The following is a 20,299-nucleotide window of genomic DNA, read 5'->3' as shown; positions in this document are numbered from 1 at the left end:
CGCCCTTTTCTTTGCATGTTGAGGCTGGTGCTCCACCGCGGTCGGTTGGACCCAGCGTCAGACAGCAGTCTCCGCACGCTGCGCCACCTTGCCGACGAGCACGGCCTGTTCGATAAGTGCAGCCACTTCATCAGCCACTGCCAGCAGCGGGGCACGGTCGCGGGTGGCGCGGGCAATCACCATCAGGCCTTCCAGCGAAGATTCGACCAGCAGCGCCAGAGCCTGCGCGCGACGCTCCGGGACCCCTGCCCTGATGAAGGCATCCCGCAGCAAGCCTATCCACTGCTCGAAAGCTGAACGGCAGATCTCTTCGAGGTCGGGCACGTCGTTCGGCGCATCCAGCACGACGGGCGCGATCGGGCAGCCGAGCGAAAACTCGTTGTCCTCCAGCATGCGGGCGACGGACTGGTAAATGTGGTGGACGGCGACCGCCGGATCGCTTTCCGCCGCAAGTTGGGCACCCAGCCGCTCGGTCACGTCGGCCACGCTGGCGCGCGTCACCTCGACGACCAGTTGGTCCTTGCCACCCGGGAAATGGAAATAGAGCGAGCCACGCGGCGCGGCGCTGGCATTCAAAATGTCGTTCAGCGAAGTGCCGTGATAGCCGCGCCGCCGCAAAAGCAGTGCCGTCGCCTCGATCATCCGCGTGCGTGTGTCCGTCGCCATGTCAACCTCTGTCAGGAGTGCGCATTATAGGGCTTGCGCGGAATATGACAATTGGTCTACATAATATGTAAATCGGTCTACATATTTCGGAGGCAGTGATGCAAAAATATCGGCTGGAAGGAGAGGACGGCGGCCTCAACAGAGTGGTGATGCGCGAGGAAGCGGTCCTCCAGCCGGGTCCGCATCAGATCCTGATGCGGGTGCGCGCCACCTCGCTCAATCGCCGTGACACGATGATCCTCAGCGGCGCCTATCCGCTGGCGCCGCGGGCCGGCGTCGTGCCGCTGAGTGACGGCGCCGGCGAAGTGGTGGCCATCGGCGATAGTGTCACCCGCCTTTCCGTCGGCGACCGCGTCACCGGCAGCTATTTCGCGCGCTGGATCGACGGCCGTATCAACGCCGAGCTCATCGACCAGCTCGGCTGCACGCTGGACGGCATGCTCGGTGAATATGCCTTGCTCGACGAGCAATGGGCGGTGCGGCTGCCTGAGCATCTCGACTGGCATGAAGCCGCGACCTTCAGCTGCGCGGGGGTGACGGCCTGGAGCGCTTTGACCGGCTCCGAGGTCCCAAAACCGGGGCAATGGGTGCTGGTTATCGGCTCGGGCGGCGTCGCGCTGTTTGCGCTGCAGTTTGCCAAGCTGATGGGCTGCCGCGTGGCGGCTGTCACCTCACGTGTCGAAAAATCCGGCCGGTTGCGCGCGCTCGGCGCCGACCTCGTCATCGCAACGGCCGCGACGCCGGATTGGGGCACCAAGCTGCGCGAGGCGACGGGCGGCATCGATCTGACCGTCGAGACCGGCGGGCCGGCGACCTTTACGCAATCGCTGATCGCAAGCTCCCTCTACGGACACATCGTACTGCTGACGGTCCAGGACCAGAAGGGCAGATCGGTCGAGATCCCGGCCGCCGTCTACCAGCGCAGTCTTGTCACCATCGGCCGCGTCTTCGTCGGCAGCCGCAGCGGCCTGGAGGCGATGCTCGCCGCCGTCGCCGCGCATCGCTTGAAGCCCGTCATCGACAAGGTCTTCCCGTTTACCGAAGCGCGCGAGGCATATCGGCATTTCATGCAGGGCGACGTGTTCGGCAAGGTCGTTATCGACGGCGCGTGAGCCCCTTATTCATCAACCAAAGGAGAGAGCAATGACAATTCGCGACGCATCGGCCGAATGGCACGGCACACTCAAGGAAGGATCCGGCCGGCTAAGGCTGGGCAGCGGCGTGTTCGAGGGCGCCTACTCGTTCCCGTCCCGCTTCGAGAACGGCCCCGGCACCAATCCGGAGGAACTGATCGCGGCCGCCCACGCCGGCTGCTTCTCGATGGCGCTCACCGCCATTCTCGGCAGCGAAGGTCACATCGCAAGCGATATCCACACGATCGCAAAGGTGCATCTGGGCGCCACCGCAGCCGGGCCGACGATTACCCGCATCGAGCTTGAGACGGAGGCGAACGTCGCCGGTCTCGCCGCCGCCGACTTCGAGCGGCTGGCGCAGTCGGCCAAGGCGGGATGCCTCGTCTCGCGGGCGCTGGCCGGCGTCGCCGCGATCACCCTGAAAGCGAACCTCATAACCCAGTAAGAACGGAAGGAGAAAATCCGATGACCCAGGAATCGATCATCGACATCGCCGCGGCCAACCGATCCGGCGAAACGGCTGAAATCATGCGGCGCTATAACGACGTGTTCCAGCGTCACGACCCGTCGGCTCTCGACGAGCTGGTGGCGCAGGACTGCGTGATCGAGAACACCACGCCGGCGCCGGACGGCGCGCGCCGCGCCGGTAAGGCAGCCTGTGTCGAGCTGTGGTCGGCGATCGCCACCGCACCCGGTACGCGCTTCGACCTCGAAGAGACTTTCGTGGCCGGCGACCGCGCCACGATCCGCTGGCGCTACTGGATGGCCGACGGCAATTCGCTGCGCGGCGTCAACCTGATGCGCGTCGCGGGCGGGCGGATCGTCGAGGCCATGGGTTACGTCAAGGGCTAATGTATGTCGCCGGAAGTGTCCTCGGTCCCGGGACGTGCATAAAATGAGAAGCTTACAGCAGGTCGGGCGAACCCTATTTGCCGCGACATGCTGTAAGCCGCGCGATCACCTGTCCGCCAGTGCCAACTTGGCGCCGAGCATGACGAAGGCGCCGGCAAACGTCCGGCGCATCCAGGTCAGCACCATCGGCCTCGACACGACATGGCTGCGGATCGACGCCGCGAAGATGCCGTAGCCGACGAAGACCACGAAGGTCAAAAGCATGAAGACCGAGCTGAGCTCCAGCATCTTCGACAGCGCGTTGGGCTCGGTGGTGCTGACGAATTGCGGTAGGAAGGCGAAGAAGAAGATCGACAGTTTCGGATTGAGCACATTGACGAGGATGCCGGTGGCGATCACCTTGCCGGCCGAGCGTGGGGCGAGATTGTCCTCGACGCTCAGGCCGCCCTTCTCCTTCAGCGTATTCCAGGCCATGTAGAGCAGATAGGCGACGCCGAGATATTTCAGCGTCTCGAAAGCAACCGCACTGGTGTGCAGCAGCGCCGCCAGACCGGTGATGGCAGCGGCCATATGTGGGATGATGCCGAGCGTGCAGCCGAAGGCGGCAATGATCGAGGCCCGCGCACCGCGCGAAAGTCCGGCGCTCAGCGTGTAGAGAACGCCGGTGCCGGGCGAAGCCACGACGATCAGCGATGTCAATAGAAATTCGATGCTCACGATGATCTCCTCCAGCGCCCTGCCCTGACGCAGCCTAGCCAGCAAGCGGGGTGCGCACAAGCCACGGCATCCGCCGCCAGGAGGCGCGCTAAACGGTGGAAAATCCGAGCGCCCGGCGCGCCATCAGGCACTCGTCATCGCCGGGCATGCAGGCGCGGCAGACATCCGGTCGCATTTCGTAGATAGTGCAAGCGGTGGACTTGCCGACTTCGCCGGACAGGGCCGAACAGCGCACGCCGTCACAGCGCATGCCCGACAGGTCGGCCGCCACGTATTTTTCCGGGATGCGGTCGAGCTGCGCGTCATCCTCGGTCGAAAAGCGCGGCCATTCGGCCGAATAGGAACAGCAGGCGCCGCAGCTCTGGCAATCGAACACAGGAGCGATGCCTGCTTGACACGAAGCCAGGGTGGTCGCGGCTACCACGGCAACCGGCTTCAAAGCAGCAAGATTGCGATCGGCGTCCCCAGGCAAGGCGCTACTTCTTCTTGCCGGTCTTGCTCTTCGGTGCGTCCGCTGGCGACTTGAACAGATCGGTCGCCGCCTCGGCCGCCTTTGGCGCGGCAACCGGCTTGGCCGGCTTTGCGGCGGAAGCCGGCGCTGCCGGCTGGTCCTTGGCGGAGAATTTTATGGCCATGTCAGTCCTCGTCGGCGAAACGCGATGATGGTGCGCGCGGATTGCGCAGGCGGCCGATCAGCGCCGAAACCGCCGTGATGTTCATTTCCTCGGGCGACCAGTTCCTGGCTTCCGCGATGTGATGAGCCGCCAGCTCACGATGCGTGCTGCCGCTATAGGCGGCATCCTGATAGGTCACCCGCTCATGGGTCTTGGCGTCTTCGCGGACATATTCGATGAGGTAGTTCGGGCACTCGGCACGGCCGCGCACGCCGATGCGCACCTGGGCATCGCCATGGGCGCGCTTGCAGCGTTCGAGTTTCTCCAGCACGCGACGGACATATTCGACCGGCTTGTCGAGGGTTTCGACCATGTCGGCGATGGTCGCATCGGCGGCGATCGGCGTTGACGGTACGCGCTTGGTGGCCATCAGCGTTTTCCGGCTCGTTTCGGCAGCAACGCGAGTGCTGCGGCGGCCGCCATCTCGTCGGCCTCTTTCTCCAGCCGCAACTCGCGCAAGCGCGCGGTCTTGGCTTCCCGCGCCTGGCTGACGGCATCGCGCTCGGAATTGATGCGATTGAGCGACATCGACTGAGTTTGCATCTTGCTGAACAGCGACACGGCCGTATCGACGGCTGTCTTCGAATGAGCGGTCAAAATCTTTCTCCTGTCAGGAGCCTGGTGCCGATAGGGCGAGACCGGGTCTTCGGTCGGGACCATGCACAAAGCAATGCGGCAGCGGATTCAAATTGCTGGAGCGTCCCTTAGCACGTTCAGCCCAATGCGCAGCGCATTTTCAGCGGCAACAAGCGGAAAATGAAAAAGGCCAGGCACCGCCTGACCTTCCCTGGGAGCGCCGCGCATCCAACTGGATGCACCAGGCTAGCTCCTGATGGGCAGCACAAACCTTGGAAACTCAGATCCCCATGGCCATGCGCCCGAATTCGCCATTCACCGGTGCCAGTACATCCGTGGTCACCGGGACGGCTGAATTCTTTCTTCAGGCCGCCTTCAACTGGTCGGCGGACATCTTGCCCGACTTGTTGTCGCGGACCATCTCGTAGCCGAGCTTCTGGCCCTCGACGATGTCGCGCATGCCGGCGCGTTCCACGGCCGAGATGTGGACAAAAACGTCGGCGGAGCCGTCGTCAGGCTGAATAAAACCAAAACCCTTGGTGGCGTTGAACCACTTAACTGTGCCGGTGCTCATGACGAACCCTTTCCATGGCAAATATTCGTTCGCCGCCGTGCGGATGCACAACGTCGTTTGTCTCGATTTTTGATGTGGGAAGTTCGTCAAAGGCGCGCCCGAAAGCGCGGATAACAAAAGTCAGTCAAACAAATATCGACAGATTTGTTGTATCCGTGTTTCAGCCGCCTGTCAAATATTGCGCTATCGGCCCGAAATCCGCCAGTTGAAAGCACCTCACGCGGCCCGTCCCGATCCCTGGGTAAAACCGCTTCACGGACAGCCCTATTCGTCGGGACCCGGCTCCGGCCATGTCTCCTCGGCGGCTTCGGCATACCATTGGCGCATGGCCGGTATAGCCAGAACCGCGTCCACATAGGCCCTGGTGTCGGGCGCCAGCTCCCCGCCATAAGTGTCGAAACGGGTGACGACAGGCGCATACATGGCATCGGCCGCACTGAAATGACCGAACAGAAACGGGCCGCCCTTGCCGTGTTTCTCACGGCACTCGCGCCACAGCGCCTCGATGCGGGCACGTTGGGCCTCGCCCTCGGCATCGAGCGGCTTGTGCCCCTTTGGCCGGCGCAAATTCATCGGCCAGCCATAGCGGACTTCGCGAAAACCGGAATGCATCTCGGTCGCCGCCGAACGCGCCAGCGCCCGGGCGCCGATATCGGCCGGCCAGAGCTTTTTCCCAGGAAAAAGGTGGGCGAGATATTCAAGGATGGCAAGGGTTTCCCAGACGATCCTGCCATCGCGATTCAAGGGCTTGTGAACCAGGACGGGCACCTGACCGGTCGGCGAAACTTTCGCCAGATTGGCAAAGGTCTCGGGCGTGCGCAGCCGCACGAATCCTTCTTCGAACGGTATCTCCAGGTACCGCATCGCCACCCAGGGCCTGAGCGACCAGGACGAAAAGCATTTGTTGCCGATATAGAGCGTGAATTCAGACATCTGTCCCCCTTGGCGGTGTTGCTCCTTGCGGACTGCGCCGGCCGGCACCCTAGCCTGCCGGCCCAGCCGCCGAAAGGCACTGTTTGCCGACACAGGGAGCGGCTGCTGGAACCGACTCGGTGCCGGCTCGTTTGCTCAAGCGAACAAGATCCGGGAGATGCGGAAATGGTGAACAAGGATCAGGTCGCCGGCGTGGCCAAGCAGGTGAAAGGATCGGTCAAGCAAGCCGCCGGCAAGGCGACCAGCGACAGGCGGACGCAGGCCGAAGGCGTGGCCGACAAGGCCACAGGCAAGGTACAGAAGGCCTATGGCGACGTGAAGGACAAGGTCAAGAAATCTGTTTGATCGCTGTGGAAGGGCCATATCGAGCGGCCCTTTTCACGTCTTCAGCGATTTGCTGAAGGCGTTGGTGAAAATCACGTCGCCATGATCGTCGCTGGCTTGCCCCAACACGACGTCCAGGCTGTCGTCGGTGACACGTGCCAGAGCGAAGCCGCCCATGTAGGCCGCTTTCGGCTTGAAGAGATCGAGGCCGTCGCATTGATAGATCATCGGCACCTCGTGCTGATGACCATGGAAGACGGCAACGACGTTGTAGCCCTTCAGGGCCGCCAGCAATGCCTGGCGGTCCGCATCGCTCCACCAATGCGGCGCTCCCTTGCCGCCGTCGTCGAATACTCTCTTGACGGTATCCCACCGCTCCATCGAAAAACTGTCCCAGCCATAGTGCTGGAACAGGATGACCGGGCGGCCGTCCGCCGCATAGGTCGCCAGATCCTGCTTGAGCCAAGGCAGGCTGTTGTCGGCGCCGTGGCCGGTGTCGCCGGCGAAACGATGGCTCTGCACCAGATGCAGGCCACCCCAATCCCATGAATAGCAGTCGGTGTCGACGTCGTAGCTGGTGGCCGGCACCGGCGGCTTGAAGAACACGCCGGCGCGGTGATTGACCTCGACATAATCGCGCATTTCGCGCCGGTACCAGTCGACATGATGTGGCGGACCGTTCTGATCGAGGTCATGATTGCCGAGGCCGACATAAACCGGAACATGCACGCGGTCGGGCCCCATGCCTTGCTGATAGCGCTGGCTGAACTGCAGGAGTTGGGTGCCTTCGCTGGGCTCGGTGATCTGGCCGCCGCCGTCGTCGGTGATGTCACCACCGACGGCAAGTCCGAGCGGCGTGCCGATGCGGCTGCCGGCCGACCGCAAGCCCGTGGCGACGCCGTTGATCTCGACCGGCCACTTCTTGTCACCGATGGCGTTCAACGCCGCGACATTGCGCAACAGCGCCGCGTCCGTCTTGCCTTCCTGCTGGCAATTGGGGCTCAAACCGCTCGCCATGCGGCAGGCATGGACATCGGCGACGAACAGGAAGGTGGCGTCGACGGGCTGGATGCGCTGCCCGGTCTGACCGAGCGCCGGGCGTGAAAGCGCACTGGCCGCGGCAAGACCGGCGGCCTGCACCAGAAAACCACGCCGCGACAGCAATAGGGACGAAGGGCGATTCATCATCGGGGAATTTCAGCATGGAGAGCGGGCGGCAGTAAAGTTCAGCGGTTACGAGACGATCAAGCCATTGGCCGAGTAGCAACCGGCTTTCCACGCTCGTCGCGGCATCGGCGGCAAGCTCGGCTGTAGCTTGCCCTCAAGTGCTGCCGAACCGCCGCAGCACTCTGCGACGTCGCCTCGCCCCCGGACCGCCCTGCGATGATGCCGCGTGGGCGGCGCTCCGCTCGAACGCCGCAAGGCAAATGCGCAACGGGCCGGCGTGCTGCTCTGTCTTGGCCAGCGACATGGCGCCGGAATAGGTGGCGACGGCAACCAGCGCAAAATGCTCGGGATCCGTGCCTTGCTCCCTGCCCTCCCGCTGGTCGGCCCTGATCTTGTCGGCGATCGCCTGGCGCCATGCCGCAAAAATACCGGCAAGGGCAATCCGGAATTCGGGATCGGAGAGCGAGAGTTCATGCGCCAGATTGTTGAGCGGGCAGCCGCGTACGAAACCTTGCCGTTCCAGTTCGGCTGCCACGGCTTCGAACACCTGACGCACGCCTTCGCGCGCCGAAGCCGCCTGCCGCACCGGCGCTATCCACGTCTCCTCGACCGCCGCCGCCACGCGTTCGTCGATGACCGCCAGCGCCAATGCCTTCTTGGTCGGAAAATGATGATGCAGCGCGCCACCGCTGACGCCTGCCGCCGTCATGAGGTCGCCCAGGCTGGAAGCATGGTAGCCGCGTGCCTGAAACGCGACTTCCGCGACATCGAGCACTTTCCTGCGCATGCCTTCGGGGTCGTTGAAGCGTTTGCCTCGGGCTCGCCTTGGCCGGATGTTTATCTCTGCTGACATTGCCGAAGGATAGCATGTTGACAAAACAGGGCAACCGGTCTGTTTATAAACAGGATGATCAACCTGTTTTGGAGAACGCCCGATGAAGCCGACCCTGAATGCCATGCCGGAGCCCGCTGCACTCGCCTCGCCGATCGTCGAATTGCGCCAGTACACATTGAAACCCGGCCGGCGCGAAACGTTGATCGAGATCTTCGACACGGAGTTCATCGAAAGCCAGGAAGATGCGGGGATGACGATTATTGGCCAATTCCGCGACCTCGATCGTCCCGACATGTTCGTCTGGATGCGCGGCTTCGACAGCATGGATGCCCGAAAGGATGCTCTCGGCGCATTCTATGACGGCCCTGTATGGGCGGCGCACCGTGATGCCGCCAATGCGACGATGATCGATTCCGACGATGTGTTGCTGCTGCGACCGGCCTGGCCGGACGCCGGCTTCGATCTGTCGGGACCGCGCCGGCCAACGGCGCCCAAAGGCACAAGCGATCGGAATTGGTTGCCTGGCCTGGTTGAGATTTCGATTCATCATTTGCGGCCGGGCACCGGCGCCGACTTCGCCGGGCGTTTCCGGGCGGAGATGGTTATGCGAATTGCCCAGAACGGCGCGCGTCTGCTCGGCGCTTTCCTGACGGAGCCGGCCGCAAATACGTTCCCTCGACTTCCCGTGCGCGCCGGAGAAAACGTCTTCGTCGCCGTTACCGCCTTCCACAACGCCGATGCCAGCCATCGCCTCGCCGTTTCGCCGGCGTGGCGGGCGCTCGGCCAGAGCATGCAAGCCGTCAGCACGAAGCCGGCCGAGACGTTGCGGCTGGTGCCCACGGCTCGATCGCTGTTGAGGTGATCAGCGGCCGGACAACATCCCCGAGATCGCGGAGGCGACAAAGGCCGGATCCTCCCAATGCGGATTGTGACCGCAATTTGGCGCCCAGACGAGACGGGATCCGGTCAGCGCCTCGGCCAAAGCCTGCTGGTGCGCTTCGCCGAAAAGCGGGTCGCAGGCGCCGGCGATGATCAGCGCCCTGGCCCGCACGGTCCGCGCCTCGGCTATTAGGTCCGTGATGCGGACTTCCTCCAGAATGGCGCGCCAGCGGGCCACCGGCATGGCGGAAGCTTCCTTCGCCAGGCCAGCGAGAAACGGCCGCGGCACCGAGGACCGGCAGGCATGCCACCAGTCGTAGAACGGGTCGGCCGGCGATAGCGGGTCGCGCAAATCCTGGATGCCGACCGGCAGCGGATGGTCCGGCGTGAAACCGGGCTTCAGCGTGCTGGCCAGCACGACCAGGCCACCGATGAGGTCCGGCTGCCGCGCGGCCAATGCAATCGCCACCATGCCGCCCAGGGAATGACCGACGACGACAGGCTGGTCCAACCGCAGATGCCGGATCAACCCTGCAATATCCTCGGCGAAATCCGCGACGCGGCAGCCGTCGCCCGCCTGCGAGGCACCATGGCCGCGCAGATCGGGCATGATCAGCCGGCGTCCGGCTAGGTGCGGCGCCAGCAGCGAAAAGCTGCGGCTGGTATCCGTGAAACCATGAACCAGCAACAGCGGCGGCCCGGCGCCGGCGATCTCGACATAGGCCATGTCAAGATCGCCGGCATTGATCCATTGCTTGCGGCCAGCCCAGGCGTCCTGTTCCACTCCGGCAATGGGCAAGGCGTCCGGTGGTCTCACAGGCCGAGCTTTTCCTTGACGGTGGCAAGACCAGGTTTGCCATCGAAAGTCGTGACACCGGCGAGCCAGGCATCGAGGCGGTTCTTGTTCAGCGTGATCGCCTTCAGCGCCCCGTCCTCCGGCTTCATGCCGTCATTGATGAGGTAGCCCATGCCGACATTCTCGAAGTCGATGTCGAAGGCGAGATTCCTGAGGAACTGCGCCACGTTCGGACATTCCTGCAGGTAGCCCTTGCGCACCTGCGTCGTCACCGTCGCGGCGCCGAAATTCGGGCCGAAGAACTTGTCGCCGCCGGTCAGGTACTTGAAGTCATACATGGTGTTCATCGGATGTGGCGCCCAGCCCTGGAAGACGATGAACTGCTTCTCCTTGATCTCGTAACCGACCTCCGACAGCATGCCGGCTTCGCTGGACTCGACCACGTGCCAGCCATCGAGGCCGAAGGCCGGATCGGCGATGGCATCCATCATCAGCTGGTTGGAGCCGGGCTCGATGCCATACATCTTTTTGCCGAACTTGTCGGCGAACTTGTGCAGGTCGGAGACGTCCTTGACCCCTGCCTCCCAGACATAGGTCGGCACGGCGAAGGTGTATTTGGCGCCGACGAGATTGACACGCACATTCTCGATCGAGCCGTCCTTCTTGTAGGGCTCGTAATAAGTGACCATCGCCGGGTCCCAGTAACCCAGGAACAGGTCGAGATCCCGGTTCTTCATGCCTTCGTAGATGACGTTGATGCCGAGCACCTCGCTCTGTGGCTGATAGCCGAGCGCTTGCAGGAGCACGTTGCCCACCCCCGTGGTGAAAGCGAGATCGTTCCAGCCAGGCTCGGCCATGCGGACCGCCCGGCATTGCTCGGGGTCCGCCGCCTGGGCCGCCTGCGAGGCCAAGACCAGCGCGGCAAGACAGGCACCACCTGCAAGGATGCGCAACATTTCCGTTCTCCTCATTGCTCGAATTGACCAATCGGTCTTTTTATTATCCCACTGGTCAATGATTGATCTCGCGGGACGAAAATGTCAACGTGGATTCGTGATGCATGGAACAATCTCGTGAAACTGAAGCGGCTTGGCGACATACGCCGCAAGGAATTGCGGCAGGCGGCCTTCGCGGTTCTGGAGCGCGAAGGCATTGCGGGGGCCACGCTGGAAAAGGTCGCTGCCCATGCCGGCGCCTCCAAAGGCATCGTGCTGCACTATTTCCGTAACAAGCAGGAATTGTTCGAGCACGCGATGCGCGAGGCCAACGCGGTCCTGTGCAATGCGGTGGTCGCAAGGCTTCGCCAGGCACGGACGTCGATGGAACGCCTGGATGCGGTGATCGAGGGCAATTTCGAGGAGCATCTCTTCCTGCCGCCTCTTTGCCATGCCTGGCTTTCGCTCTGTGCCGAGGTGCCGCGCGATGAAAAGCTGGCGCGCATCCAGAAGGTGATCCACGGGCGCATGCGCTCGAACCTGTTATCTGGCCTGCGCGGCCTCGCCTCACCCGGCGAGGCCGACGACATCGCGCTTGGCGTCACGGCCTTCATCGACGGACTTTGGCTTCGCCTTGGCCTGCAGCCGGGCAGCGTCTCGCGCGAACAGGCGATCCGGCAGGTCAAGGGCTATGTCGCCGCGCGGCTGGCAACCCAAAAGCGCTCGACCACCCACGGGTGATTTTGCGGTGGATGGCGGTTACACGGCTGGATGAAGCCTAGGTCCGGGAACCGGTCGTTTCATCGCCGTCGAGATCCCTGAAGCCGAGCGCCTCGACAGCTTCGAGGATCTGATTGCGAATCCAGCGGTGCGGCGGCTCATCGTCATGGCGGGCGTGCCAGTACATCCTGACTTCCGGCACCGCAATCGCGAACGGCGGTTGGTAGATCACGACCGGCAAGCTCTTGACCGCTGCTACCGCGAACTGTCTGGGAACGGCGGCAAGGTGGTTTCCGCTGGCTACCGCCAGTGCGACTGCCTGAAAATGCGGTAAGGCGAGGCTCACCCGGCGCTTCAGCCCGATCTTGTCCAGCGCCGCGTCGGTAGAGCCCGACATCAAACCGTCGATGGAGCGAAGAACATGCGGCAATTCGCAGAAAAGCTCTATCGGCAAAGGCTCGCCGTCCGCGATCCCGGCTTGCTTGATCGCGGTATTGTCCCTCGCGGCAATGATTGCGAATGGCGAATCGAACAGTGGCGTGCTGGAGACCCAGTCGGGAATCTCCAGCGGGCGTTCGAGGGCAGCGTCGATTTCATCGTCCTGGAGCAACCTCGAAACGTCGCCGCGCGCGCTGTCCAGAAAGCGAAACGACACGCCGGGCGCCATCGCCGCGATGCGCGCCGCCAGCGGCGGCATCAGCAGCATGGAGAAGAAATCCGCGCCCATGAAGGTGAAGGTTCGCTCCAACCCGGCAGGATCGAAGTCCTTGCCAGTCTGGAAAACGCGTTCGATCTCGCGCAGTGCCGCGCGCACCGGCTCCGTCAGGCTTTCGGCGCGCGGGGTCGGCACCATGTCGTTGCCGCGCCGCACAAACAGCTGGTCGTTGAGGACATGACGCAGGCGATTGAGCGCCGCGCTCATGGCGGGCTGGCTCAGCCCGATCTGCTCGCCGGCGCGCGTCACGCTTCGTTCACGTAAAAGCGCATCGAGCACCCTGACGAGATTGAGGTCGAGCGCATTTAAATTCATGGCATCAATCCGCCCCATACGATCATTCGATTTCCATCGCCCGCCAATCCTTGGTCAGGTAGCCGCAGACGCCGCTCGGTCGGCACCGCAAGCACAAGGGAGAGCCGTCATGACAATGATCAACAGCACGATCGCAGGCAAGGAACTCTTCTGGTTCAACAACACACTGGTTGCCATTCGGCTCTCCTCGGCGGAGGGCGAGGACGGCATCTGTGTCGTCGAGCACCGCATGCCCCATGGCGATTCTCCGCCGCTGCATGTGCATCGGCACGAGGACGAGGTGTTTCATGTCCTGGAGGGACAGCTGCGCTTTCGGATCGACGGCCACGACCAGATCGCCGGTCCTGGCGAAATCATCATCGCGCCGAAAGGCCTACCGCACACATACAGGGTCGAATCCCAGGACGGCGCGCGCACCTTGACCATCACGGGCGGCTCCGATTTCGAGACGATGCTGCGTCAGACCAGCCGTCCCGCCCAACAGCCGCAATTGCCGCCTCTGTCGGAGCCGACGCCGCAGATGATCGAGGCTCTGGTGCGGATCTGCGCGGAAAATGGCATCGACATTGTCGGTCCGCCCTTGAGTTGAGAACGCGAAACTGCCGATCTCTCCTCCAAGGCTTCCAGTGGGGAGATCGGAAGCATCTTCAACCGATTTGCATCTCAGTCGCACACATTCTCCGCTTGAAGCCCGTTGTGCAACGCGATACGCCGTTGCCGGCTTCGACAGGAGAGACCCAGTGAGCGCTGAAAAAACCAGAACCGAAACCGATACGTTCGGCCCCATCGAGGTTGCCGCCGGCCGGTATTGGGGCGCCCAGGCGCAGCGTTCGCTGGGCAATTTCAAGATCGGCTGGGAAAAGCAGCCGGCTTCGATCGTGCGCGCGCTGGGTATCGTCAAGCGGGCGGCGGCGGAAGCCAATATGGAGCTCAAGCGGCTCGATCCGGTCATCGGCAAGGCAATCATCGAGGCCGCGCAAGAGGTCATCGACGGCAAGCTCAACGACCACTTCCCGCTGGTGGTCTGGCAGACCGGTTCGGGCACGCAGTCCAACATGAACGCCAATGAAGTGATCTCGAATCGCGCGATCGAAATGCTGGGCGGCGTCATGGGCTCGAAAAAGCCGGTGCACCCCAACGACCACGTCAATATGAGCCAGTCGTCGAACGACACCTATCCGACGGCGATGCATATCGCCTGCGCCGAGCGGATCGTGCACGACCTCTTGCCGGCGCTGAAGCACCTGCATAAGGCGCTCGCCGCCAAGAGCCGGGACTTCAATCACATCATCAAGATCGGCCGCACCCATACGCAGGATGCCACGCCACTGACGCTGGGCCAGGAATTCTCCGGCTACGCGGCGCAGGTCGCATCGTCGATCAAACGCATCGAATTGACGCTGCCCGGCCTGCAGGAATTGGCGCAAGGCGGCACTGCCGTCGGCACCGGCCTCAATGCGCCGGTCGGTTTCGCCGAGCGGGTGGCCGATCGTATCGCCGCCATATCAGGCATCGCCTTCGTCACCGCGCCGAACAAGTTCGAAGCGCTGGCGGCGCACGATTCCATGGTGTTCTCGCACGGCGCCATCAACGCGGCGGCGGCGGCACTGTTCAAGATCGCCAACGACATCCGCTTTCTCGGCTCCGGCCCGCGCTCGGGCCTCGGCGAATTGTCGCTGCCGGAAAACGAGCCCGGCTCCTCGATCATGCCGGGCAAGGTCAACCCGACGCAGTGCGAGGCGATGACGCAAGTTTGCGTGCAGGTCTTCGGCAACAATGCGGCACTGACCTTCGCCGGCAGCCAGGGCCATTTCGAGCTCAACGTCTACAATCCGCTGATGGCCTACAACTTCCTCCAGTCGGTGCAGTTGCTGGCCGACGCATCAGTCTCCTTCACCGACAATTGCGTAATCGGCATCGAGGCGCGAGAGGACAACATCAAGGCGGCCCTCGACCGTTCACTGATGCTGGTCACGGCGCTTGCTCCCACCATCGGCTACGACAACGCCGCCAAAATCGCCAAAACCGCGCACAAGAACGGCACGACCTTGCGGGAGGAAGCACTGGCAACCGGGCTGGTCAGCGAGGCCGACTATGACCGCCTGGTGCGGCCGGAGGACATGACGCATCCGGGGTGAAGCGATTCCAGGAAAAGTGCAAAGCGGTTTTCCGTCCGGAATTGCGTCGGACCACGGCTGACATTTTTCGGCGCGAGAATTTACTCCCGCCACCACATCGTCCGACACGAATTTCGCGCCTCCTGCCCGATCACGGAAATGTATGTCCCGTGAACAATGTGTCGCCGCATAGCTGTCTTTGGTGAACAGTCGGCATCGTCTATCTGAGTGGCCATTCAAACCAATCGGAGAGCCACCATGTCCATCAACACTTCCGCCGCCGGCACCGCGTCCAACAGTTCTGTCACCATCCTGCTCGGCCGTATCCTGCTCGCAGTCATTTTCCTGCTTTCCGGATTCGGCAAACTATCCGCCATTTCCGGCACGGCCGCCTATTTCGGTGGCCTCGGCCTGCCGGCACCGACGGCGACAGCCGTCATCGTCGGCCTGATCGAGCTGCTTGGCGGCCTTGCCGTCCTCGTCGGTTTCCAGACCAGGATCGCCGCCTGGGTGCTGGCGATCTTCACAATCGCAACCGGTCTGGTCGCCCACACCGGCTGGGCCGACCAGATGCAGATGATCCAGTTTCTCAAGAACGTCGCCATCACCGGCGGCTTCCTGCTGCTGGCCTCCTCGGGTGCAGGCGCGTATTCGATCGACGCCAGGCGCGGCTAAGGCTTCCCCTACCAAGGGCCCGAAACAAGCGGCGCGGAATTTTCCGCGCTGCTTTTTCGTTGTGTGATCATAGGCGTAGACTGCGATGGTCGCCGGTGACCGTGCCGGCAAGGGAGGGTGCCATGGGTCGCAATGCATTGCTTATGGTTTCGCGGCTGCTGTTTGCCGTGCTGTTCGTGCCGTCCGGCTTCCAGGCGCTCGCCAACGTTGCTGGGACCACCAGCTATTTCTCCGGCCTTGGCCTGCCGCTGCCCGCGCTCGCCGCCTGGGCCACCGGCCTGTTCGAACTGATCGCGGGGCTGCTGATCCTCGTTGGCTTCCAGACACGGATCGTGGCGCTGCTGCTGGCCGCCTTCTGCATCGTGGCGGGCTTCATCGGCCATTACGGCCAAGGCGCCGGCGATGCGACGCTCGCCTTCCTGCATCAGCAGATGCTGATGAAGGACATCGCCATCGCGGGCGGCTTGCTGGCGCTTGCCATGGCCGGCGCTGGCGCATGGTCGGCCGACGGGCGAGGCTTCGGCATCGGCGCCGACGCGACTTGACTATTTGACCGACACGCTCTGCCCGCCCTCGATCGCCAGTTCCAAGCGGCGGTTGGTGATGCGCGCCAGCTGCGCCAGCCGGCCGGCCGGGCGCTCGCCGTAGAGGTCGGAAAGCGAAGCCGGCAGCACCAGCGCCAGCGCGCCGTTGGGGCGACTTTCCCATTTCAGCCTCGGCATGATGCCAGGCATCGCGGCCGTCAGCAGGTAGACGACGCGCATCATCGCCGCCAGCACGCGGGCGCGCTCCAACAGGCGCGGCGGCGCCAGCGCCTTGATTTCGGGCGCCACCAATTCATTGAAGACGCCGTCATGACGGTAGGCGTTGGTCAGCGCCAGATAGGCGCGGCCGGGATGATCGACACCGATGAAGGACGCATGCGCGATGATGTTGAGCGACTGCTTGCCGCGATATTCCGGATGAGCGCGCCAGCCGATATCGGCGAGCAGGCAGGCGGCGTGGCGATAGCGCGCTTCGTCTTCCGTCTCGTCGATGCCGAACGCCTTGAAGGCCTTGCCTGTCCATTCGACCAGATCATGCGCGTGATGGACCGAACGCGAGCGCAAAAGCGCAAGCTCCTCGGCGGCCGAGATCAGCGGATCGGCCTTCTGCTCGGCCGCGTCGAGCAGCGAATAGAGAAAACCTTCGCGCACGCCTTGCGCCGAAACGACAATCCTGGACGGCTGCATCGCCGTCATGATTTCCTGCAGCACGAGAGCGCCGTATGGCAGCAGCGAGCGGCGGTTCTTGGACACGCCCTCGATACCCCTCACCTTTTCGACCTCGCCGCTAGCTACCTGCTTGAGGAAGGTTTGAGCACTTTCGGCCGATATCTCGTAGTGGTGCATGACGCCGAGCGGATAGTTGTTCATCTCCATGTGCAGCCTGGCAAGATTTCGCCAGGTGCCGCCGACAGCGTAAAAAGTCCTGCCCTGCCCACCCTTCAAGAGCTTGGCCCGGGCCAATTCCTGGCGCGCGATCTTCTGCGCCTGGACGAGCGAGTTCTTCGCCATGTCCTGCAGGCGCAGGCCGCCAAGCGGCAGCGTGATGCCGTCGCCGATCGCCTCGCCGTCGATGTCGATAAGCTCCAGGCTGCCGCCGCCAAGGTCGCCGGCAATGCCGTTGGCCGGATGGAAACCGGAGATGACGCCAAGCGCGGAGTAATGCGCTTCCTGGCGGCCGGAGAGCACGCGGATTTCGGTCTTGAGCACATCCTCGGCCCGATGGATGAAATCGGGACCGTTGATCGCCTCGCGGGCGGCGGCGGTCGCCAGCACGTACATGTGTTCGGCACCCGCCTGGTCGGAGAGCGCGCGGAAACGGCGAAACTCCTCCATCGAGCGCGCCACCCCCTCGGGGTCGAGCTTCCCCGTCGACACGATGCCGCGGCCGAGGCCCGCCAGCATCTTTTCGTTGAACAGCGTGGTCGGCGAACGCGCCAGCCCCTCATAGACGACAAGACGGACCGAATTGGACCCGATGTCGATGATGGACAGCGGTCGGCGGTCCTGCAGCCGGCCCTGGGAATTGGACAGCATCAGCTGGCGGCGTTCTTCTTGCGGCGCTTGAACTGCGCGATACGCTTGGGCGCATGCGATTTCAGCGCGTCACCCCGTCCCGACAGGCTCGGATTGGTCATGAAATATTCCTGCGCGTTGAACGGTTCCTCGCCCTCCTCCAGCACCACGCGCCGGGAGGTTCCATCAGCCAATACGTCGAAACTTTGCTGATTGTCCATGATGTTGCCGAGCATGATCTGGCCCAGAATCTGTTCATGCACAGTTGGATTGGTGATCGGCACCATGGTCTCGACGCGGCGGTCGAGATTGCGCGGCATCAGGTCCGCCGAGGAGATGTAGACAATCGCCTCGTCCGAGGGAAGGCCATGGCCGTTGCCGAAGCAATAGATGCGGCTGTGCTCGAGGAACCGGCCGACGATCGACTTGACCCTGATGTTCTCCGACAGGCCCGGCACCTGCGGCCGCAGACAGCATATGCCGCGCACGACAAGGTCGATTTCCACACCGACGCGGCTGGCGTCGTAGAGCGCATCGATGATGATGGGATCGACGAGCGCGTTCATCTTCATCCAGATGCGCGCCGGCCGTCCCTCCAACGCATGGGTGACCTCGTCTGAAATGTGCTTGAGGATGCGGCTTCTCAGCGTGAACGGCGAGATCGCCAGCCGCATTTCGGCGGTCGGCTCGGCATAGCCGGTGATGAAATTGAACAGCTGGGCGACGTCGCGGGCGATCGTCGGATCGGTGGTGAAGAAGGAAAGGTCGGTGTAGATGCGCGCGGTCACCGGATGGTAGTTGCCGGTGCCGAGATGGACGTAGTTGCGCAGCTTGCCGTCCTCGCGCCGCACCACCAGCGACATCTTGGCGTGGGTCTTGAGTTCGAGGAAACCGAACACGACCTGCACGCCGGCGCGTTCGAGATCGCGCGCCCAGCGGATGTTGGCCTCCTCGTCGAAACGGGCCTTGAGCTCGACCAGCGCCGTCACCGACTTGCCGGCCTCGGCCGCGTCGACAAGCGCACGCACGATCGGGCTGTCATTGGAGGTGCGATAGAGCGTCTGCTTGATTGCCACCACTTCGGGGTCAGCCATTGCCTGGCGCAGGAACTGCACCACCACGTCGAACGACTCGTAGGGGTGATGGACGACGATGTCCTTCTCGCGGATGGCGGCAAAACAGTCGCCGCCATGCTCGCGGATGCGCTCGGGAAAGCGCGGATTGTAGGGCGTGAATTTCAGGTCGTCGCGGGGAACGGAGACGATCTCGGATATCTGGCTGAGCGCCAGCGGGCCCGTGAGTACGCTGATGCGGCTCGACGAGACGCCAAGCTCGCCGGCGACGAAATCGCGCAATTCTCCCGGCATCAACATGTCGAATTCGATGCGGATGACCGAACCGCGGCGGCGACGCTTCAGCGCGGTTTCGAACAACCGCACCAGGTCTTCCGATTCTTCCTCGACCTCGATGTCGCTGTCGCGGATGATGCGGAACGTGCCGGAGCCCTTGACCTCGTAGCCTGGGAACAGCTTTCCGATGTAAAGGCCGACCGCCTCCTCCAGCGGAATGAAGCGGACATGGTTCTTGCGGTCCGGCAGGCGGATAAAGCGCTTCAACGCCACCGGCAGGCGCAGCAGCGCGCTCATCTCCTCGCCATTCTTGCGGTGGCGAAGCTGCAGCGCCATCGAGAAGCCCAGATTGGGAATGAACGGGAACGGATGCGCCGGGTCGATCGACAGCGGCGTAAGCACCGGAAACACCTGGTCCTGGAAATGCTCTTCCAGCCAAGCCTTCTCGTCCTTGGTCAGCGCATCACGGGTGATGCTCTCGATGCCTTCCTTGTTGAGCAGCACCGTGAGTGCCGAAAGGCTCTTCTGCTGGTCCTCCTGCAGCCGCTCGACCTCACGCAGCAACTGTTCGAGCTGCTGTTCTGGGGTGCGTCCGTCCGGGCTCTTCAGCACGATGCCCTCGCGCACCTGGCCGGCAAGGCCGGCGACACGCACCATGAAGAATTCGTCAAGATTGGCGGCCGAGATCGACAGGAAGCGGACGCGCTCCAGCAGCGGGTGATGGGTGTTCAGCGATTCTTCGAGAACGCGGCGATTGAACTGCAACCAGGAGAACTCGCGGTTGACGAAACGGTCCGGATTGCCTTCCGGGCTGGCTGCCGTGATGTTGTTGAATTCGCTCTGTACCGGCTTCAGTTCGTTCATGATTCCTGCTCTTCCGCCCGCCTCGGCCGGTTAACCGGCTTAACTTATCCTGTGGCAGGCTTTTGCGACAGTTCTCTGACAGGCTTTTGCGACAGTTTGATTTCATCGACCTTGCAAAGAGGTTTGATATGATCCAGATGCAGAAGAGACTGCGTTAAGGAGACGACGATGGCAGGCGGTTCCATTCCCCATTTCCAGAACGATGCGGGCCATCCGGCAATCGACATCGGGGTCAAGGAATTCATGTGCACGGGCGCCAACCCGCCTTTCGATCATCCGCACGTGTTTCTGGACATGGGCGACGACAATGAGAAAATCTGCCCCTACTGCTCGACCCTCTACCGCTATTCGCCGAAGCTGAAGGCGACGGAAACGCTGCCGGCGGGCTGCCTCTACATCGACCAGGCCGCCTGACCTCCCGAT

General features: G+C 63.0%; 26 protein-coding genes. 11 read left to right on the top strand and 15 right to left on the bottom strand.

Features of this window, described 5'->3' with window-relative positions; all coding sequences use genetic code 11:
* Positions 1-57 precede the first annotated feature (57 nt).
* The gene (locus FJ960_RS12255) at positions 58-666 is read right to left on the bottom strand and encodes a TetR/AcrR family transcriptional regulator (protein WP_140714158.1); all 609 of its coding nucleotides are present in this window, start codon (positions 664-666) and stop codon (positions 58-60) included.
* Between the two features lie 98 nt (positions 667-764).
* Between FJ960_RS12255 and FJ960_RS12250 the strand changes: the two genes are divergently transcribed.
* From FJ960_RS12250 to FJ960_RS12240, 3 genes are read left to right on the top strand one after another with little or no spacing between them, the layout of a single operon-like run.
* Positions 765-1,778: an NAD(P)-dependent alcohol dehydrogenase gene (locus FJ960_RS12250; protein WP_140714156.1), complete on the top strand. Its 1,014-nt coding sequence runs from the start codon at positions 765-767 to the stop codon at positions 1,776-1,778.
* A gap of 31 nt (positions 1,779-1,809) precedes the next feature.
* Complete coding sequence (locus FJ960_RS12245) at positions 1,810-2,244, top strand: OsmC family protein (protein ID WP_140714154.1); 435 nt, start codon at positions 1,810-1,812, stop codon at positions 2,242-2,244.
* A gap of 20 nt (positions 2,245-2,264) precedes the next feature.
* Positions 2,265-2,651 carry a nuclear transport factor 2 family protein gene (locus tag FJ960_RS12240; RefSeq protein ID WP_140714152.1) on the top strand — a complete coding sequence of 129 codons (387 nt, stop codon included), beginning with the start codon at positions 2,265-2,267 and terminating at the stop codon, positions 2,649-2,651.
* Between the two features lie 105 nt (positions 2,652-2,756).
* Here FJ960_RS12240 and FJ960_RS12235 read toward each other — a convergent pair whose 3' ends face one another.
* The 7 genes from FJ960_RS12235 to FJ960_RS12205 form a co-directional block, all read right to left on the bottom strand.
* A complete protein-coding gene (locus FJ960_RS12235) occupies positions 2,757-3,368 on the bottom strand; it encodes a LysE family translocator (protein ID WP_140714150.1) in 612 nt (203 codons plus the stop codon).
* A gap of 88 nt (positions 3,369-3,456) precedes the next feature.
* Positions 3,457-3,792 carry a YkgJ family cysteine cluster protein gene (locus FJ960_RS12230; protein ID WP_246672747.1) on the bottom strand — a complete coding sequence of 112 codons (336 nt, stop codon included), beginning with the start codon at positions 3,790-3,792 and terminating at the stop codon, positions 3,457-3,459.
* 52 nt (positions 3,793-3,844) lie between these two features.
* On the bottom strand, positions 3,845-4,003 hold the full coding sequence (locus FJ960_RS12225; RefSeq protein WP_140714146.1) for a hypothetical protein: 159 nt from the start codon (positions 4,001-4,003) through the stop codon (positions 3,845-3,847).
* 1 nt (position 4,004) lies between these two features.
* Positions 4,005-4,412, bottom strand: a complete 408-nt coding sequence (locus tag FJ960_RS12220) for a hypothetical protein (protein WP_140507394.1) — start codon at positions 4,410-4,412, stop codon at positions 4,005-4,007.
* A complete protein-coding gene (locus FJ960_RS12215) occupies positions 4,412-4,639 on the bottom strand; it encodes a hypothetical protein (RefSeq protein ID WP_140714144.1) in 228 nt (75 codons plus the stop codon). The genes FJ960_RS12220 and FJ960_RS12215 overlap by 1 nt, the downstream gene beginning before the upstream one ends.
* A 343-nt stretch (positions 4,640-4,982) precedes the next feature.
* A complete protein-coding gene (locus FJ960_RS12210; RefSeq protein ID WP_010915421.1) occupies positions 4,983-5,192 on the bottom strand; it encodes a cold-shock protein in 210 nt (69 codons plus the stop codon).
* 264 nt (positions 5,193-5,456) lie between these two features.
* Positions 5,457-6,125: a glutathione S-transferase family protein gene (locus FJ960_RS12205; protein WP_140507398.1), complete on the bottom strand. Its 669-nt coding sequence runs from the start codon at positions 6,123-6,125 to the stop codon at positions 5,457-5,459.
* 165 nt (positions 6,126-6,290) lie between these two features.
* Between FJ960_RS12205 and FJ960_RS12200 the strand changes: the two genes are divergently transcribed.
* Complete coding sequence (locus tag FJ960_RS12200; protein WP_140714142.1) at positions 6,291-6,470, top strand: CsbD family protein; 180 nt, start codon at positions 6,291-6,293, stop codon at positions 6,468-6,470.
* A 33-nt stretch (positions 6,471-6,503) separates the two neighbouring features.
* On the opposite strand, the gene FJ960_RS12195 is transcribed toward FJ960_RS12200, so the two are convergent.
* Both FJ960_RS12195 and FJ960_RS12190 read right to left on the bottom strand, forming a co-directional pair.
* Positions 6,504-7,637 carry a metallophosphoesterase gene (locus FJ960_RS12195; protein WP_140714140.1) on the bottom strand — a complete coding sequence of 378 codons (1,134 nt, stop codon included), beginning with the start codon at positions 7,635-7,637 and terminating at the stop codon, positions 6,504-6,506.
* Positions 7,638-7,770: 133 nt separating this feature from the next.
* Complete coding sequence (locus FJ960_RS12190) at positions 7,771-8,403, bottom strand: TetR/AcrR family transcriptional regulator (protein ID WP_181174216.1); 633 nt, start codon at positions 8,401-8,403, stop codon at positions 7,771-7,773.
* A gap of 148 nt (positions 8,404-8,551) precedes the next feature.
* Between FJ960_RS12190 and FJ960_RS12185 the strand changes: the two genes are divergently transcribed.
* Positions 8,552-9,313, top strand: coding sequence for an NIPSNAP family protein (locus FJ960_RS12185; protein WP_140714136.1), 762 nt, complete (start codon positions 8,552-8,554; stop codon positions 9,311-9,313).
* On the opposite strand, the gene FJ960_RS12180 is transcribed toward FJ960_RS12185, so the two are convergent.
* Positions 9,314-10,147, bottom strand: a complete 834-nt coding sequence (locus tag FJ960_RS12180) for an alpha/beta hydrolase (protein WP_246672738.1) — start codon at positions 10,145-10,147, stop codon at positions 9,314-9,316. It abuts the gene before it with no gap.
* The gene (gene choX / locus FJ960_RS12175) at positions 10,144-11,082 is read right to left on the bottom strand and encodes a choline ABC transporter substrate-binding protein (RefSeq protein ID WP_140714134.1); all 939 of its coding nucleotides are present in this window, start codon (positions 11,080-11,082) and stop codon (positions 10,144-10,146) included. The genes FJ960_RS12180 and choX overlap by 4 nt, the downstream gene beginning before the upstream one ends.
* Before the next feature lie 81 nt (positions 11,083-11,163).
* Here choX and betI point away from each other — a divergent pair, with 81 nt between their 5' ends.
* A complete protein-coding gene (betI, locus tag FJ960_RS12170) occupies positions 11,164-11,802 on the top strand; it encodes a transcriptional regulator BetI (protein ID WP_140714132.1) in 639 nt (212 codons plus the stop codon).
* Between the two features lie 37 nt (positions 11,803-11,839).
* On the opposite strand, the gene FJ960_RS12165 is transcribed toward betI, so the two are convergent.
* Positions 11,840-12,829, bottom strand: a complete 990-nt coding sequence (locus tag FJ960_RS12165) for a LysR family transcriptional regulator (protein WP_246672736.1) — start codon at positions 12,827-12,829, stop codon at positions 11,840-11,842.
* Positions 12,830-12,920: 91 nt separating this feature from the next.
* Between FJ960_RS12165 and FJ960_RS12160 the strand changes: the two genes are divergently transcribed.
* The 4 genes from FJ960_RS12160 to FJ960_RS12145 all read left to right on the top strand — a co-directional run bounded on the left by FJ960_RS12160 (position 12,921) and on the right by FJ960_RS12145 (position 16,148).
* On the top strand, positions 12,921-13,400 hold the full coding sequence (locus FJ960_RS12160) for a cupin domain-containing protein (RefSeq protein WP_140714130.1): 480 nt from the start codon (positions 12,921-12,923) through the stop codon (positions 13,398-13,400).
* 151 nt (positions 13,401-13,551) lie between these two features.
* Positions 13,552-14,949, top strand: coding sequence for a class II fumarate hydratase (gene fumC / locus FJ960_RS12155; protein ID WP_140714128.1), 1,398 nt, complete (start codon positions 13,552-13,554; stop codon positions 14,947-14,949).
* 237 nt (positions 14,950-15,186) lie between these two features.
* Positions 15,187-15,603 carry a DoxX family protein gene (locus FJ960_RS12150; RefSeq protein WP_140507418.1) on the top strand — a complete coding sequence of 139 codons (417 nt, stop codon included), beginning with the start codon at positions 15,187-15,189 and terminating at the stop codon, positions 15,601-15,603.
* A gap of 122 nt (positions 15,604-15,725) precedes the next feature.
* Positions 15,726-16,148, top strand: coding sequence for a DoxX family protein (locus FJ960_RS12145; RefSeq protein WP_140714126.1), 423 nt, complete (start codon positions 15,726-15,728; stop codon positions 16,146-16,148).
* Here the strand turns inward: FJ960_RS12145 and ppx are convergent, their stop codons facing one another.
* Both ppx and FJ960_RS12135 read right to left on the bottom strand, forming a co-directional pair.
* Positions 16,149-17,684, bottom strand: a complete 1,536-nt coding sequence (gene ppx / locus FJ960_RS12140; protein WP_140714124.1) for an exopolyphosphatase — start codon at positions 17,682-17,684, stop codon at positions 16,149-16,151.
* Positions 17,684-19,876: an RNA degradosome polyphosphate kinase gene (locus FJ960_RS12135; RefSeq protein ID WP_140507424.1), complete on the bottom strand. Its 2,193-nt coding sequence runs from the start codon at positions 19,874-19,876 to the stop codon at positions 17,684-17,686. The genes ppx and FJ960_RS12135 overlap by 1 nt, the downstream gene beginning before the upstream one ends.
* Positions 19,877-20,044: 168 nt before the next feature.
* On the opposite strand from FJ960_RS12135, the gene FJ960_RS12130 reads away from it, so the two are divergent.
* Positions 20,045-20,290, top strand: coding sequence for a zinc-finger domain-containing protein (locus FJ960_RS12130; protein ID WP_140714122.1), 246 nt, complete (start codon positions 20,045-20,047; stop codon positions 20,288-20,290).
* Positions 20,291-20,299: the final 9 nt, after the last annotated feature.

Source organism: Mesorhizobium sp. B2-3-11 (assembly GCF_006442215.1).
In the GTDB taxonomy this organism is placed as follows: Bacteria; Pseudomonadota; Alphaproteobacteria; order Rhizobiales; family Rhizobiaceae; genus Mesorhizobium; species Mesorhizobium salmacidum.
The sequence above is the reverse complement of the archived record's forward strand: the minus strand, read 5'-3'. Positions and strand labels throughout refer to the sequence as shown.

Bases quoted from the DNA above. Each gene is read 5' to 3' on its own strand.
- choX (WP_140714134.1), bottom strand. From the start codon at position 11,082: ATGTTGCGCATCCTTGCAGGTGGTGCCTGTCTTGCCGCGCTGGTCTTG.
- FJ960_RS12225 (WP_140714146.1), bottom strand. From the start codon at position 4,003: ATGGCCATAAAATTCTCCGCCAAGGACCAGCCGGCAGCGCCGGCTTCC.
- FJ960_RS12210 (WP_010915421.1), bottom strand. From the start codon at position 5,192: ATGAGCACCGGCACAGTTAAGTGGTTCAACGCCACCAAGGGTTTTGGT.
- FJ960_RS12245 (WP_140714154.1), top strand. From the start codon at position 1,810: ATGACAATTCGCGACGCATCGGCCGAATGGCACGGCACACTCAAGGAA.
- betI (WP_140714132.1), top strand. From the start codon at position 11,164: ATGTCAACGTGGATTCGTGATGCATGGAACAATCTCGTGAAACTGAAG.
- FJ960_RS12200 (WP_140714142.1), top strand. From the start codon at position 6,291: ATGGTGAACAAGGATCAGGTCGCCGGCGTGGCCAAGCAGGTGAAAGGA.
- FJ960_RS12185 (WP_140714136.1), top strand. From the start codon at position 8,552: ATGAAGCCGACCCTGAATGCCATGCCGGAGCCCGCTGCACTCGCCTCG.
- FJ960_RS12255 (WP_140714158.1), bottom strand. From the start codon at position 666: ATGGCGACGGACACACGCACGCGGATGATCGAGGCGACGGCACTGCTT.
- FJ960_RS12240 (WP_140714152.1), top strand. From the start codon at position 2,265: ATGACCCAGGAATCGATCATCGACATCGCCGCGGCCAACCGATCCGGC.
- FJ960_RS12250 (WP_140714156.1), top strand. From the start codon at position 765: ATGCAAAAATATCGGCTGGAAGGAGAGGACGGCGGCCTCAACAGAGTG.
- FJ960_RS12135 (WP_140507424.1), bottom strand. From the start codon at position 19,876: ATGAACGAACTGAAGCCGGTACAGAGCGAATTCAACAACATCACGGCA.
- ppx (WP_140714124.1), bottom strand. From the start codon at position 17,684: ATGCTGTCCAATTCCCAGGGCCGGCTGCAGGACCGCCGACCGCTGTCC.
- FJ960_RS12195 (WP_140714140.1), bottom strand. From the start codon at position 7,637: ATGATGAATCGCCCTTCGTCCCTATTGCTGTCGCGGCGTGGTTTTCTG.
- FJ960_RS12190 (WP_181174216.1), bottom strand. From the start codon at position 8,403: ATGCGCAGGAAAGTGCTCGATGTCGCGGAAGTCGCGTTTCAGGCACGC.
- FJ960_RS12150 (WP_140507418.1), top strand. From the start codon at position 15,187: ATGTCCATCAACACTTCCGCCGCCGGCACCGCGTCCAACAGTTCTGTC.
- FJ960_RS12130 (WP_140714122.1), top strand. From the start codon at position 20,045: ATGGCAGGCGGTTCCATTCCCCATTTCCAGAACGATGCGGGCCATCCG.
- FJ960_RS12165 (WP_246672736.1), bottom strand. From the start codon at position 12,829: ATGGGGCGGATTGATGCCATGAATTTAAATGCGCTCGACCTCAATCTC.
- FJ960_RS12160 (WP_140714130.1), top strand. From the start codon at position 12,921: ATGACAATGATCAACAGCACGATCGCAGGCAAGGAACTCTTCTGGTTC.
- FJ960_RS12145 (WP_140714126.1), top strand. From the start codon at position 15,726: ATGGGTCGCAATGCATTGCTTATGGTTTCGCGGCTGCTGTTTGCCGTG.
- FJ960_RS12205 (WP_140507398.1), bottom strand. From the start codon at position 6,125: ATGTCTGAATTCACGCTCTATATCGGCAACAAATGCTTTTCGTCCTGG.
- FJ960_RS12220 (WP_140507394.1), bottom strand. From the start codon at position 4,412: ATGGCCACCAAGCGCGTACCGTCAACGCCGATCGCCGCCGATGCGACC.